We start from the raw sequence: 15212 nt of genomic DNA, 5'->3' as shown, positions 1-15212 counted from the left end.
TATTGCATGTTCTAAACCGAATCTCTGCGTTAGCCTACTATTTTAGCAATAATCCAAGGTGCCGAATAAAGAACCATAAACTGAACACCATAATTGATTCCCCAGCGGTGTAAAACACCAGCCACAAGACCTATCAGAAGTACACCACCTATATTAATCCATCCAGCATCCATAAATGCAAGCAATAAAACCAAACCAAAGAACAAACCTAACATTGCTTCATGTGGAATTTTTGTGAATATAAACGCACAAATCTGTCCGGAAAACTTAACTATAATGAAGTAAGTGATAACTAATGCAACAATTGAACCAATAAGTGTTGCAACGACAAAATCTGCACTAGAAAGAATATGGTGCATATTATGTTCCAAAGTAAACACCGGTGGAGCGTTAAATAAAGCATTTGCTGGACCAATAGCCATTGGTGATAACGGAATGCCGAGTGCAATTAAAGGAATTAACGTTCCTGATATATAAGCAGCATTTGTTAATCCATCCATAGATGAAATAGCACGTGATGCTTTTTTTACAGGATCTTTTATCCGACTTGAAAATAATTCACCTAAGAATATTGTAATCCCTACAGGACTCATAATAAAAGTAAATGAACCAATTAATGAAGCTAACGATGTTGTTCCAATTTCTTTTTTAGTTAAGATTTTAAAGGGGTTTGGTATTCCCTTAAAACGCTTCTTATTATTGAATGTTATATTTTTTTTGCCATATCGTTGTAAAGCAGTCCTTTTTTCTTTGTTTAACAGTTCAAATAAAGTTAAAATAACTGGTCCTATCGTAATTCCAAGAAAAAAAGAAATGAAGACATTTGTCCCCTCAGGTACTACACCTACCCCCCAGTATAAATGTCTTAAGCCTTGAATTAATAATGCAAACGGAATAATTGATACAAGGGCAAGAATTTTATTTTTAGTCATCAACGCTAAGAAAACTGCACCAAAGAAAAATAGTGGATTAGCGTAATCTTTAATCATATCTGAAAAAGGAATTAACGCATTTGCTAACACTAAACTAACAGGAACTGCTATTAGTGTACCAATTACTGAACCAGATGCCATCTTTTGAATACTTATATCTGGTAACCCATGCTTTTTAAGAACTAAAGCATGCTCCACCATCGGAGTCGACATGACACCACCAGGAATACCAGCTACCGCCACAGGGACAGAATCAGCTAGTTTTTTAGCAACAATTCCTGAAATAAAGAACGATAAAATTACGACTGGTTCCATTCCTGTTAAAACTAGTACTAAGGTAACAGGTGCTAATACAGCCGTTTCGTCAGTACCTGGAGCAATTCCTATAATTGAATAGATTACTGCAGCAAGCACTGCCGCCATGATCATTTGAATAATTAATACAGCATCCATTTCTATTCCTCTCTCTCATCGTGTTGAATAGTTCTTTTCGGTTTAATAAAATAACTACAAATTCCAAAGCCAATTAAAGCTCCTATCAGTCCAAAAAACAATGGCTTAGGCGGTTCATTTGGCGCAATAAAATATCCAGCTAAAGTTGTAAAGCTACAGATAAATAGTGCTAAAACTAAATCCTTTATACTAACGAGATCTTCCCATACCTCGATATTATTCTGCTCTTTCTCTTCTAATTTTGAATTACTTGATTTTTCCACTAAAAACAACTCCTTTAACTCGTTGTGCCTCATTTATGATAGTTGAATCTGTCAAATGTATCAAACAATATTATAATGATAACCATTCTAAAATAGCAATTGTTTCACGTGTGATAATTATCACTAATTATTTTCTATACTTCCCGCAAGATTTTTGCTGCAACAATTAATATTAACATAAATAGTAATTAAGTTGTCCATCAACTTCAATCCAAAAACTGTCATCGCGACCTTAGAACTAGTAAAGGGACGAAAAACAGTTGACCAAAAATGGGAAACTAGTGATTAAAATTTGTAAATTTAATTCCTTTTTAGGTAATTTAAAAATGAAGTATCACCAAGAAATACCGGATTGAAGGTAAGTCTGTTAAACCAATTATTTTAACAACTCTTCTAAGTTTTTCTGATATGCTTTATATAATCTGTTCCGCAAATTTTGAATTTGATTTTTAAAGAGAGATCCCCCACTATCTAATTATTTACTTATCCGCTTTTTAAATTAATAGACACAGTAGGTAGCATTAATTAATTCTTATCCAAATTAAAGGGCACCCGTAGGTACCCATCTGTCACTATTTTGAAAATTTAGGTAGTAAACGGATTCTATAGATAGCAGTCAAACATATTTCTTCTCAATTCATCATGCAACCCAATCTCTTATCTTTATCGAACAAATTGGGAACAATGGTATCGAGAAAACGTCAACGGACAAAGGCGCCTTGCTCACCCCCGACGTTGCGTTCTTTGCAACATAGAGGATTGACTTAAGACCTCAGGCGGGGTAGGCGCCGGAGCCGGACGTGGCTAACTTAGTAATTAATTATCCACAGCAGTCCATTTTATAATTTGCTTGACAATAAAAAAATTGACCTACCCTCTACCGGGCAAGTCAAGTGCTTGGTATGCTGACTGATACTTTCCGCCTGATGCGACTTCTGAATGGTATAATGCCTTAAGCGCAAAGCTCTGTTCAAGCTCATGCTCTTTCATAATTTCTTTTAAACGCTTTTGCAATTCAGCATTTTCTTGAACTAGTTGCTTCATCTGTGATCTAAAATATTTCATAAGATAATAGCCTCCTATCTATCATAATATAACCGAGTTATAGCATTGTTAATAAACTTTCCTGCATTCTCTAGTCGAATGCAAAAAAAAGCAATAAGCTAGTTACTAAAGATTGCACTTATTGCTTTTTTTGATTGTTTTTTAGTTTTTGTTGACCATTAACTAATAGATTAAAATTTTCTTTTTACCTAAACAGCGCTTTTTCTACATTGTATTTCGCTTTTAGCTCATTGATAATATATGTTTCATATATTTCTCTATCAACAGGACTCTCGATAAGACAAACATCAATTTTGGTTACTTCATCTCGATGTTTCTTGATTACAGATACATTATCTTCAAAATGTTTCTTAACTCTTTGTCTTAACTTTCTTGCTTTACCAACGAATAATAGCTCTTGATCGTCGTTATAAAACATGAAGATTCCACCCTTATCTCTAGGAATTAGGTGTAAATCAGTAAACCCATAAATATTACTTAGTTCTGGATTATCCTGCTTGGTAATGCTGATATCTGTGGTTGGAATGGTTATGTTTATCACTTAAGCTCACTTCCTCTATCTTTATTGGTGTAAATACTAACATAGTTCTCCATCTAATTCCATTTTCACTTTCTATCCATTTCTTCAAAATTCGGATGGCTTATTACTTTTAACCGTTGGACATTACCACTGCCATTGCAACAAATAAATATACTCCTGTGAACAGTAAAATACGAAACTGTCTTTGACAGCGTGAATCAGTTTTTTGAAAAATTAAGGTCTGCTTATTTATTCGCTTCATGCACTTTAAGCAACTTACCTTTTACTGTTGTGTTTCTCATTACTTTTAATACGAATGGTCCTTTGCCATTTAGTATTTCAACAAATGAGACATTTTCCTGGATTGTTATAATTCCGATATCGTCTGCTGATACACCTTCAATTTTTGCGATGGTACCAACAAAGTCTACTGCTCTTATCTTCTTTTTCTTCCCACCATTAAAGTAAAGCTTCATTATACCTTTATTTAACTCGAGATTCTTATCTTCTTTTATAACCGGATCAGCATTTATTTTTTCTTGAAAAGCTGGTTTCGCTGTTTCAACAGCTTCTTTTAAAGGAGCGTCAATTTTTCTTATTTCAAAACCGATATATTCCTCAATCTCAGTTAGAAATCTTTCTTCACGTGGCGTGATCAATGTAATTGCCTTGCCAGATTTACCAGCACGGCCTGTTCTTCCGGTTCGATGTACATAGCTTTCTTTTTCTAAGGGAATGTCATAATTAATTACTAGTGAGACATTTTCAATGTCAATTCCTCTTGCTGCAACATCAGTCGCAACTAAATATCTGAATACGCCTTTTTTAAAGTCATTCATAACTGCGAACCTATCATCCTGGTACAAGCCACCATGGATTTTATCGCATGGATAGTTCGAATCATCCAACTTATTATGTACGAGTTCCACATGTTCTTGTGTTCGGCAAAATATTATACAACTATCTGGATTTTCTATCGTGGTTATGTCTTTCAAAAGAGAAAACTTATCTTGTTCTCTCACTTCCACAAGGTTATGGTCAATTTTGTCTGTCGTGATACCAGTAGCTTTTATCTCAATTTGAGATGGCTTTTTCATGTATTTATGACATAGATTCTCGATATCTTCTGGTAATGTAGCTGAGAAAACACATGTAACTCGGTCAGTTGGAAGCTCCTTGATAATCGCTTCTACTTGTTCGATAAATCCCATATTAAGCATCTCATCTGCTTCATCAATTATCAGGTACTTAAGCTTCTCTAGAGCAAGTGTCCCTTTTTCAATGTGATCCAACACTCGGCCCGGAGTACCTACAACAACATGTGTTTTTTGCTTCAATTCTACTTTTTGCTTTACAAACGGTTGCTTACCGAATACCGCAGCCGCCTTAATTCGTTTAAATCTTCCTATATTGGTGATATCCTCTTTCACTTGTGCAGCAAGCTCCCGAGTTGGTGTAAGAATTAATGCTTGAGGCTTATTTTCTTCCCACTCGACCATTTCACAAAGCGGAATACCAAATGAGGCAGTTTTTCCACTCCCGGTTTGTGATTTTACAACTAGGTCCTTGTTCTCAAGTGCAAGTGGGATCACTTGACGTTGAACTTCTGTCGGGTTCTCGTAGTTCAAACTAGCAAGTGCCCGGATGATTTCTTCACTTAACTTAAAGTCTTTAAAGCTTGTACTCATTTACTAACCTCTTTTTTAGAATTATTTAATGACAAACAATTACCTGCCTGACAAGTGACAAACCTTTTTTCACGCTGCCACGGTCCACTATCTCAAATCCAGCTTTTTCGATAATCGAATCAATTGGTTCAATTGTTACGATTACTGCCCTCTTTGAAAATTTACGCGCACTTTGAAGAATCTCTAATTGCTGTTCGGGGGTAATTGCTGAATATAGATTATACGGCAAATCAATAATTGCTACATCATAGTTTTCATTAATACTTTTAATGTCCTTCAAGGACACGTCTCCTACTAGTCCAAAATGTGCGATATTTTCTTTGATTGCGTCAATGATTATAGGATTGATGTCACTTCCAACAATATCAATCCCCATCGATAATGCTTCGACGAGTACGGTCCCAATTCCACAACAAGGATCAATCGCTTTAATGCCTGACGGATTTGGAACAGCAATATTTGCAACTGTCCTCGCTACACGTGTGCTAAGCGATATCGAGTAACTATGTGGTTTCTTTTGATGGTGTAACCAAACCGGTTCATGTTTGTAATAGTTACCGAATACCCATCGTCCATTCACATTCATGACACCAAAAAGTAGTACTGGTTTATCTAAATCTGCTTCACCAGGCATAGCTAAACCAACATCCCGTTCAATCTTGCGTCGCTCGTTAAATCCAACTTTTTGATGGTCAAGGTTCTGAACAAAAACAACCCTGAAACTAGAATTTAATTGCAGATTTCCCACTTGTTGAATCACATCTTCTAGCTTTTTCCCCTCAAAAATAACATCTATTCTTTCCTTCATAAACGGGCTTCTGCTTGGATCAATTCTAACCGGACTTTCGATAATACTTGTGTTCGAATCCACTCCAAAAAAAGAGCGCATTTCAAGATTTAGCAAGGATTTTTCGTCTTCTGTCCATGCGTAATTATAAATATAGGTAATTGGTTCAACCCTTTCATCCACTAAAAATCAATTCCTTCCACTAACAACGATCTTTTAACTTATAAAGTTTAACACCTCATTATACTATAAAGTCAAAATAACGCGAATAAGTGTTGAATGTTAAAAAAATCCCTCTTTTTTCCATTCATTAAATAAAATCTTTAGATAGTTAGTATTATTTTTAAAATACCCAAAATCATTGATGAACAATCATATTAGATAAAAACCCCAGTTTAACGATTTTAAAAGTCTCTTCCACTATATTCAGATAATTATTTCAGTTCTAAAATAACCCAATTTTAGAAGATTAAACATAAATCACTTGAGGGAAGCATGAATTTAATAGTAGTGAATCTAATCTTAAAAAGGGGGATGAAATATGTACTATCCTCATGTTAACCAAACAAATTTGGTTAACAATCGAATAGTAACTGTCTATGGAAATGGCGTGCTTTCTGTTGAACCAAATGTATCAGAGGTTGAGTTGGGTGTTGTTACAGAAGAACTAAACCTTAAAACTGCTCAACAGAAAAATACCCGACTGATTCAGCAAGTAATTCAATCCTTAATAAACCTAGGGGTCTCAAAAGAAAATATTCAAACATATGATTATACTATTCACCCACGGTACGATTATCTAGAAGGAGTGCAGCAATTTCAAGGTTATCAGGTTACACACATGCTTACTGTAACAATCGAAAACCTTGATCAAACAGGTACGATCATTGATACTGCTGTAGCAAATGGAGCAAACAGAATTTCAGCGATAAATTTCTCCGTTAAAAACAAAGGTAGCTATTATCAGCAAGCATTAACAAAGGCTTTAGAAGATGCTTTTACTAAAGCAGAAACAATCGCTAATGCAATGAGACTTACTCTTGATCCTGCTCCTGTTAAAATTTTAGAACAACAAGTACAACAGCCTCCTATTCCAATTCAAACACTATCCAGTTCAGAAATGGTTGGCAACCTTTCTACCCCTATTGAACCTGGAAAATTAAAAACGGTAGCTAATGTGAAAGTAATGTTTTATTACTATTCATGAAGGTACTCCATTAAAATTAAAAGAAACAAGAAGAGCAAGCGGTACCAATTTCCGCATGCTCTTCTTGTGTTACTAGGAGTCATCTTTCCTCGTATAATATTTCCCGATTCCTCAGATTTTTGATATCCCATAAAATAAATAACATTTGAGATAACTCCGAAATCAGAATCTATTCTATATTCGCAATATTTCAGGTTTTGTAAGTTCCATCTAGTCTGATTACAGTCCATTAGAGCATTTGTGGGCTGATATTAAGAATATATCTCCGAATGACATCGCTTACCATCACTATATCGCTTATATCCACCCGACTTACGTCATAACCCTTGAAGTAAAAACGTGACGTGTTATTCTAAATAACGGAAAACAAAACTGAAGGAGAGTTTCTAACTTGAAAAAACAACGTATTGCTTTTTTAGGAGCAGGAAATATGGCAGAAGCGATGATTTCGGGCTTTGTACAATCCGGAAATATAACCGCTGATCAAATTACGGTGACAAATCTCAACAATGAAAAGAGATTACTAGAATTAAACGACAAATATGGTGTCAAAGTTACACCAAAGGATCAACTTGATTATAAAAAAATAGATGTATTTATATTAGCAATGAAACCTAAAGATATTGATGGTGTATTACATGATTTAAGTAATAAGATTTCTACTAATCAATTACTTATCTCAATTTTGGCAGGCATATCTACACCTTATATGGAAGAAAAGCTAACTAATGGCCAACAAGTAATTCGAGTCATGCCAAATACATCAAGCATGATCAGAGAATCGGCTACAGCTGTCTCCCCTGGTATATACCCAACATTTGACCAGGTGCAAATGACAAAAGAACTGATGGAGTGTATTGGCCAAGCATATATCATCAAAGAAGATAAAATGGATATCTATACAGGAATTGCTGGTAGTGGTCCTGCTTACTTCTATAATTTAATGGAACATATTGAAGAAATCGGCCATAATGAAGGCCTTGACCGAGAAACAGCCCGACAAATAGGAGCACAGACACTTCTAGGCGCGGCAAAAATGATGCTTGACCAAGATAAAACACCTACTGAATTACGAAAAAATGTCACATCACCAAATGGGACAACCGCTGCTGGACTTGATGCACTAAATAACCATGGCGGCGGAGATGCAATAATTGAAGCTATTAAACATGCAGCCTCTCGTTCCGAAGAATTACGAAAAGAACTTGAGTATGGTCTCGCCACTCAAATTTAAAGTCAACTAAGGATAAGTATTAACATATCGGGTTTTACAGGGGAATATTTACCTCTCCCCTTAATCCCGTAACAGAAATTACACTAGAACCGAATCAATTTCATCATTACAATATCAATCCATATCCCAACAATTGATACAACTGTATGTTGTATCAAATTGTTGGTGGCAAATAGGTAGTATGAAATTGATTAAACCATCTATCAATCATCTAAATAGGACAACGCGAGTAAAACTAGAAGGAGTGTTAACGTGACAGCTGAGCCTGGTACGAAACGAATAGTTATTAAAATTGGGAGTAGTTCCCTGACAAGCATAAATGGAGAAGTAAGCCGAAGAAAACTTGAAAAAATTGTAGAAGAAGTTGCTCGAATCAAAGAAGATGGCCATGAAGTTTTACTGGTTTCTTCTGGAGCAGTTGCTGCGGGATACCGTAAACTCGGTTGTCTAACCCGTCCAGAATCTCTACCTGAAAAACAAGCATCTGCTTCTATCGGTCAGGGATTACTGATTGAAACCTATTCTGACCTATTTATGTCACACGGCTATGTGGCTTCACAAATATTAATTACCCGTAATGACTTTTCCGATGAACATCGTTATAATAATGCTAGAAACACAATTAATATCTTACTAGAAAGAGGGATTGTGCCAATTGTTAACGAAAATGACACGATCTCAATGGACTTTTTAAAATTTGGAGATAACGATACTCTTTCAGCTAAAGTAGCTGGCCTTGTTAATGCAGATCAACTAATCATTATTTCTGATATTGACGGTTTGTTTAATGCGGATCCTCGCAAAGATCTTAATGCTAAATTGCTTAGGGAAGTTCATGAAATTACTCCGTCAATTGAAGCCGCAGCCGGGGATCCTGGTAGCGCCAATGGGACTGGTGGAATGAAATCAAAAATAGATGCTGTAAAGATCGCTATGGCATCTGGTATATCTTCCTTTTTAGGAAAAGCAACAACCAAAAATATCATCTATGATGCTGTCTATCATCAAGCAAAAGGAACGTATTTTGATCCCAAAGATAACTATCAAAATTTAAATTCAAAGAAACAATGGCTTGCCTTTAATTCCGGTCCAGAAGGAAAAATTATGGTAAATGACATCGCCAAACAAGCAATCATTGAAAATAGGACCGATTTAGAACCAACAGACGTACACAGTGTTAGCGGACGCTTTGATAAAGGTGCCGTTGTTAAAATACTTGATGTCACGGGTGAAGCAATTGGTGTAGGTGTTATGAACTACTCCTCTGAAGCATTGAATCAATTAATTGATCATACCGAAATAGAAATGAAAAATTATCAAAAAGCTGCAATTAAGAGTGAACACCTTGTTTGTCATTTAGATACTGAAGTACTTGTTTAAAAAATATTGTGGAGGGATTTGATGACTGTTACGACGGAAAATGTCAATGTCGAAGAACAAGCAAAGCTTGCCAAAAAGGCTGCTAAAACATTATCTTTATTAACAACTGAAGAAAAGAATCAAGCGCTTCTTACCTTAGCAGATAGTTTAGATAATGGATATGAAGAGATTCTATTAGCAAATCAAAAGGACCTAACTAATGGACGTGAACAGGGCTTTGATGAGGCCTTAATCGACCGGTTAACACTTACGAAAGAACGTGTTGCTGACTTCGCTCAAGGATTACGTGAAGTAGCTAAATTAGACGATCCAACCGGCATTACCAATTCTGATTGGACACTTGAAAACGGCCTAAATGTTAAAAAGGTAACAGTACCACTTGGTGTTATTGGGATGATTTACGAGGCACGCCCCAATGTAACAGTCGATGCTACTGGTCTTGCACTTAAATCAGGGAATGCAATTGTCCTAAAAGGTGGCTCTTCTGCCATTTTTTCTAACAAAAAAATTGTCGAAGTTATTCACCGTGGTTTAGAAAAAACGAAGATACCTAAAGAAGCTGTTCAATTTATTGCTAGTACCGATCGTGCGGCAACACAACAATTATTTACGATGAAACAACATATTGATGTGCTTATTCCACGTGGTGGCGGCTCGTTAATTAAGGCCGTTGTAAATAATGCAACTGTTCCAGTATTAGAGACAGGTGTTGGTAATTGTCACCTATATATTGATTCCGAAGCAGATGTTAACAAAGCATTAGCTATTCTCGTCAATGCAAAAACAGATCGTCCAGCTGTATGTAACGCTTTAGAAACTGCAATTATCCACAAAGATTGGCTGGAGAAAAATAAAGATGTACTGATTAAAACGCTACAGCAACATAACATTAAAGTTCATGGTGACGATACTGTACTGAAACTTATACCAGATGCGGTCCTTGCAAATGAAGACGACTGGGCCAATGAGTACTTGAGTATGGATCTTGCCATTAAAACAGTTCATAATCTTACAGAAGCAATTGAGCACATCGAAGACTATGGTACCAAACACTCAGAAGCAATCATCACCGAGAACATAAAAACTGCAGAGAAATTTATGACGCTTGTTGATGCTGCTGCCTTATACCACAATGCTTCCACTCGTTTTACCGATGGAAGTGCGTTAGGATTTGGTGCAGAGATTGGAATCTCAACACAAAAGTTACACGCGCGCGGGCCAATGGGATTACCAGCCCTAACCACGATCAAGTATATGATGCATGGTAATGGCCAAATAAGATAAGAACAAAAGCGCATGCGCCTTGTTCACCACCAACAAGCTTAAGAAAAGCCTCGGCGTGGCGCTTTTTGCCACAGAAAGGCTTGACTTAAGACCTCGAGGTGGTAGGCGCCGGAGCTGGACGTGGCTAACTCAAAAATTAATTATCCACAGCAGTCCCATTTTATAATTTACTAGACAACAAGAAAAAATAGTAGTGCAGACAAATTGTCTGCACTACTATTTTTATAAATTCGGCTGTTTTTTGACAAGAAACCTATAGACTCCAACGTAACTTACCTCGTCATACTGGAAAGTATGTGGCAGGTACCGGATAGGTAGTTTGCAAGGAGGCTGAAATACGCTTGGATAATGAATCAAAGTGATCCATAAGCAAGCTGTTTATCAGAGTATGAAGGTCCTTTTGGATAGAGAGAGATGAAAAAGAACCTTCATGAGCGTTACGAAGGTCTTTTTGAGTGTATTTTCGAGATAGGAATTATGCACTCACCATCATTTAAGTTACGTCGCATTTTCTTTCAACTGTGATGATTTCACTTCATTATAATTCTAAAGGAGGCTCATAATAAAACTAATAACAACAATTGCCCCTATAATCATTAATATTGTACGAATCATTAATAGTCCACTCCTTCCAACTTGGCCGTTCTCTTTACTACCTTACCCAAATATTTCATCTTGTTAAACATATTGATAAATCGAAATGATTAAAAACCATACCCTCACGCTATTCCCAGCAATGATTCAACAAATCCATCATTAATGTTTAATAGCCCAAGCAGCAGGGAAATGTTCTTCACAAGCCGAGTTTTATAGACTTAAAAATAATTTGGAGGTCTTATTATGCCTGAGAGAAATGAAGATATTGAAATAGAAAAAAGAGAAAAAAAGTCAGATTCTAGTAAAGTAGCATCAACATTCATTAAGTATGCTGCCTATGTGATTATCCTAGTTATCATTTTATGGTTTATAGTGAATTATATTTTACCGATGTTTTAAAGAACCGTCGTAAGCTAACTAAGAATTAACTAACTACTATTGCAAATCAATTTGTTAACTCATGAAAAGACCTCTCTAATCAGCTATATGACTGTTTAGAGAGGTCTTTTTCTATCTAGTCATCTATTTAACTTAGCAAGCCGATCATGGGCGCTATCCCCATTCCACCTGCAATAATCAATGTAACTATTCCTTTTTTTCTTGTCTTCCAACCTCGTCCAACATATTGTCATTAAAATACTCATGTCGCTCCGATTGGTTTGTTGAATTCGACTACTAAAAATAGCTGCTCACAAAACGATCATCTGAGAATTTACCGTGTTCCATCCCCTAATATTATCTAGCAACATTATTGACCACTAAGTGGCAGAGAAATAAAATCGTTAACAAAGTGTCAATATTTAAAATAGTCAGCTTTTTATCTTCTTTTCTAGTAAAATGAAACTATAGTTCATTAGGAGAGGAATGATTCGATGAAACGTTTTACAAAAACAGAAAATAGCTGGATGCTTTATGATTGGGCCAACTCTGCCTACTCAATAATTATAACAACAGCTGTTTTTCCGATTTTCTATAAGGCAGCCGCTACAGAAGCTGGAATTAGTGCTTCAGACTCTACTGCTTACTTAGGCTACACGATTGCCATCTTTACGTTTATATTGGCGATGATTGGACCTATCTTAGGAACAATAGCCGACTACCAAGGTTTAAAGAAAAAATTCTTCTCCTTCTTCTTTTTTCTAGGAGTAACCGCAACAGCATTACTTGCTTTTGTTCCAAGTGACAACTGGCTACTTTTGCTAATCTGTTATACGTTTGCCGCTCTTGGATCAACCGGTGCCAATGTATTTTATGATGCCTTTTTAGTGGATGCAACTACAGAAGATCGCATGAACCGGGTCTCTTCTCGCGGGTATGGACTTGGATATATTGGTAGCACCATTCCATTTATAATTAGTATCGCAATTATCCTCTTATCCCAAAATGGAATAATACCAATTTCTAGTATAACCGCAAGCAAGCTTGCCTTTTTGATTACTGCTTTATGGTGGGGACTATTTGCCATTCCAATGTTCAAACACGTTCATCAAATTCACTCTATTGAACGTGAGCCGAAGCCGATCATTAATAGCTTTAAGCGTCTTGGTAAAACATTAAAAGAAATTAAAAAATACCGAGCCGTTTTTTTATTCTTGTTAGCATATTTCTTTTATATTGATGGTGTAGGTACAATTATTTCGATGTCTACCGCATATGGTAGAGACCTTGGAATTGGAGCAACAGATTTGCTTATTATTTTGTTTGTAACACAAGTAGTTGCAGGTCCCTTCGCTATCCTTTACGGAAGATTAGCAGATAAGTTTACAGGAAAGAAAATGTTATATGTTGGAATTACCGTCTATATCATTGTCTGTATTTATGCTTACTTCTTAGAAACCACGATTGATTTCTGGATTCTAGCAATGCTTGTTGCTACATCACAAGGCGGGATTCAGGCACTTAGCCGCTCTTATTTTGCAAAACTAGTACCCAAAAAGAATGCCAACGAGTTCTTCGGCTTTTATAACATTTTCGGGAAATTCGCTTCAATCATGGGACCTTTATTAGTTGGAATTACAGCGCAGGCTACCGGAAAGTCTAGTATGGGTGTATTTAGCTTGATTATATTATTCATTATTGGAATCATTGTGCTATATTTTGTACCCAATCCAAAAGAGGTTGCAGTGGAACCTGTTGAATGAAATTCAAACCCCAATTCAATCAATGTTCACATATTATCCTTTGATTACTATCTCGATATTGATATAATAAAATTGCAACGCTTTCATCACAACAATCTTAGATTATAAGGAGACAAGCTGAATGAAAAAAAACACAAAGCCAAATAAACCTATAGTAGATCATATTTATACGGCAGATCCCTCTGCCCATGTATTTGAAGGCAAAATTTATATCTATCCTTCTCATGATCTTGATTTAGAAAAAATTTCAAATGATAATGGTGACCAATATGCAATGGAGGACTACCATGTACTATCAATGGATGATTTTAATTCTCCATGTGTAGACCACGGTGAAGCGCTCCACATGAAGGATGTTCCATGGGTGAAGCAGCAAATGTGGGCACCTGATGCTGCTTATAAAAACAATACATATTATTTGTATTTTCCAGCAAAGGATAAAGATGAAATCTTTAGAATTGGTGTAGCTACAAGCTCAAACCCCGCTGGTCCATTTACACCACAAGAAAGTTATATACCAGGTAGCTTTAGTATTGATCCAGCTGTTTTAGTTGACGATGACAATAAGTCATATATGTATGTAGGCGGACTATGGGGCGGACAACTAGAAAAGTGGCAGACTGGGAAATTTAATCCAGATGCAGAAGGTCCTGCTGCAACAGAACCTGCTCTTGGACCAATTGTAGCTGAATTAAGTGAAGACATGCTTACTTTTAAAGAAGATCCTAAAGAAATATCAATTATTGATGAAGATGGCAATCCAATTCTTGCTGGTGATGAGGACAGACGCTTTTTTGAAGGTGCATGGGTTCATAAATATAATGACTATTACTATCTTTCCTATTCGACTGGTAGTACCCATTATATTGTATATGCTACTAGCAAAAATCCAAAAGGTCCTTTTACTTACAAAGGGAGAATACTTAACCCTGTAGAAGGTTGGACTACCCATCACTCAATTGTTCAATTTGAAAATAAATGGTATTTATTTTATCATGACAGCTCATTATCCGGCGGACTTAACCACAAGCGCTCAGTGAAATACACTGAACTAAAATATAATGATGACGGAACGATTCAAACAATCGACCCATATAAATAAGAACAAAAGCGCAGGGCGCCTTGCTCACCTCCGACAAGCTTAAGACAAGCCTCGGCGCCTGAGTTCTTTGCAGGTAGAGAGGATTGGCTTAAGACCTCAAGGAGGTAGGCGCTGGAGCTGGACGTAGCTAACTTAGTAATCAATTATCCACAGAGCAATCCATTTTATAATTTCCCACTAGTGTTGCATTAAAAATATTTATTAAAGTCAAGAGTTTATTATATTCAATTTAAATATTATTTCAATATTCAGTTTTTATCTTTTGAGAGAAAAATAGAAAAAAGAACAATGGGGTCTAAGAAGGTAGTCCATTATCCATTTTTTTACATTTATACCGAGTCGTTTGTTAGGTCATTTAAATGTTGTGTTTCACCTTCTTCATATTGCCTTAATGTTTCTAAGAAAACCTGTTCGTTTTTCTGTTTTTTTCTTCCTGGTGACGAACGATCTGGTAACTTAAAAATTTCCTTTATAAATAAGGAATAGCACTTTGACCAGTAGGCCCTTACAAACTTTTGTATGTCTAGTAATGATCGGTTACTATCGATTTTATTTTGTA

The 15212-nt window shown here is 36.1% G+C and carries 13 protein-coding genes and 1 pseudogene; 7 read left to right on the top strand and 7 right to left on the bottom strand.

What is annotated here, in order from left to right; translation table 11 throughout:
* Positions 1-29: 29 nt before the first annotated feature.
* The 6 genes from LD272_RS14255 to LD272_RS14230 form a co-directional block, all read right to left on the bottom strand.
* Positions 30-1385 (bottom strand): tripartite tricarboxylate transporter permease, encoded by a 1356-nt coding sequence (locus tag LD272_RS14255; protein ID WP_226037289.1) that lies wholly within the window; start codon positions 1383-1385, stop codon positions 30-32.
* 2 nt (positions 1386-1387) lie between these two features.
* Positions 1388-1648 carry a hypothetical protein gene (locus tag LD272_RS14250; RefSeq protein ID WP_226037288.1) on the bottom strand — a complete coding sequence of 87 codons (261 nt, stop codon included), beginning with the start codon at positions 1646-1648 and terminating at the stop codon, positions 1388-1390.
* A gap of 870 nt (positions 1649-2518) precedes the next feature.
* On the bottom strand, positions 2519-2713 hold the full coding sequence (locus tag LD272_RS14245; protein ID WP_226037287.1) for a hypothetical protein: 195 nt from the start codon (positions 2711-2713) through the stop codon (positions 2519-2521).
* A 184-nt stretch (positions 2714-2897) separates the two neighbouring features.
* Positions 2898-3254, bottom strand: coding sequence for a nucleotide excision repair endonuclease (locus LD272_RS14240; RefSeq protein ID WP_226037286.1), 357 nt, complete (start codon positions 3252-3254; stop codon positions 2898-2900).
* Positions 3255-3478: 224 nt separating this feature from the next.
* Positions 3479-4921, bottom strand: a complete 1443-nt coding sequence (locus LD272_RS14235) for a DEAD/DEAH box helicase (protein WP_226037285.1) — start codon at positions 4919-4921, stop codon at positions 3479-3481.
* A 25-nt stretch (positions 4922-4946) separates the two neighbouring features.
* Positions 4947-5891, bottom strand: coding sequence for a TRM11 family SAM-dependent methyltransferase (locus LD272_RS14230; RefSeq protein ID WP_226037284.1), 945 nt, complete (start codon positions 5889-5891; stop codon positions 4947-4949).
* Between the two features lie 358 nt (positions 5892-6249).
* Here LD272_RS14230 and LD272_RS14225 point away from each other — a divergent pair, with 358 nt between their 5' ends.
* From LD272_RS14225 to LD272_RS14195, 7 genes are all read left to right on the top strand, one after another.
* Positions 6250-6915 (top strand): SIMPL domain-containing protein, encoded by a 666-nt coding sequence (locus LD272_RS14225; protein WP_226037283.1) that lies wholly within the window; start codon positions 6250-6252, stop codon positions 6913-6915.
* 391 nt (positions 6916-7306) lie between these two features.
* Positions 7307-8149: a pyrroline-5-carboxylate reductase gene (proC, locus tag LD272_RS14220; protein WP_226037282.1), complete on the top strand. Its 843-nt coding sequence runs from the start codon at positions 7307-7309 to the stop codon at positions 8147-8149.
* A 252-nt stretch (positions 8150-8401) separates the two neighbouring features.
* Positions 8402-9529, top strand: a complete 1128-nt coding sequence (gene proB / locus LD272_RS14215; RefSeq protein WP_226037281.1) for a glutamate 5-kinase — start codon at positions 8402-8404, stop codon at positions 9527-9529.
* Positions 9530-9550: 21 nt separating this feature from the next.
* Entirely contained in the window at positions 9551-10813 is a 1263-nt protein-coding gene (locus tag LD272_RS14210) for a glutamate-5-semialdehyde dehydrogenase (protein ID WP_226037280.1), read from the top strand.
* Between the two features lie 840 nt (positions 10814-11653).
* Positions 11654-11809, top strand: coding sequence for a hypothetical protein (locus LD272_RS14205; RefSeq protein WP_226037279.1), 156 nt, complete (start codon positions 11654-11656; stop codon positions 11807-11809).
* A gap of 473 nt (positions 11810-12282) precedes the next feature.
* Positions 12283-13551, top strand: coding sequence for an MFS transporter (locus LD272_RS14200; protein WP_226037278.1), 1269 nt, complete (start codon positions 12283-12285; stop codon positions 13549-13551).
* A gap of 121 nt (positions 13552-13672) precedes the next feature.
* Complete coding sequence (locus tag LD272_RS14195) at positions 13673-14653, top strand: glycoside hydrolase family 43 protein (RefSeq protein ID WP_226037277.1); 981 nt, start codon at positions 13673-13675, stop codon at positions 14651-14653.
* Positions 14654-14982: 329 nt separating this feature from the next.
* On the opposite strand, the pseudogene LD272_RS14190 reads toward LD272_RS14195, so the two are convergent.
* A pseudogene (locus LD272_RS14190) lies at positions 14983-15212 on the bottom strand (hypothetical protein); the annotation flags it as partial.

Origin of the sequence: Aquibacillus saliphilus (assembly GCF_020404745.1) — a bacterium.
GTDB lineage: Bacteria > Bacillota > Bacilli > Bacillales > Amphibacillaceae > Aquibacillus > Aquibacillus saliphilus.
This window is presented reverse-complemented; position numbering and strand designations above follow the sequence as displayed.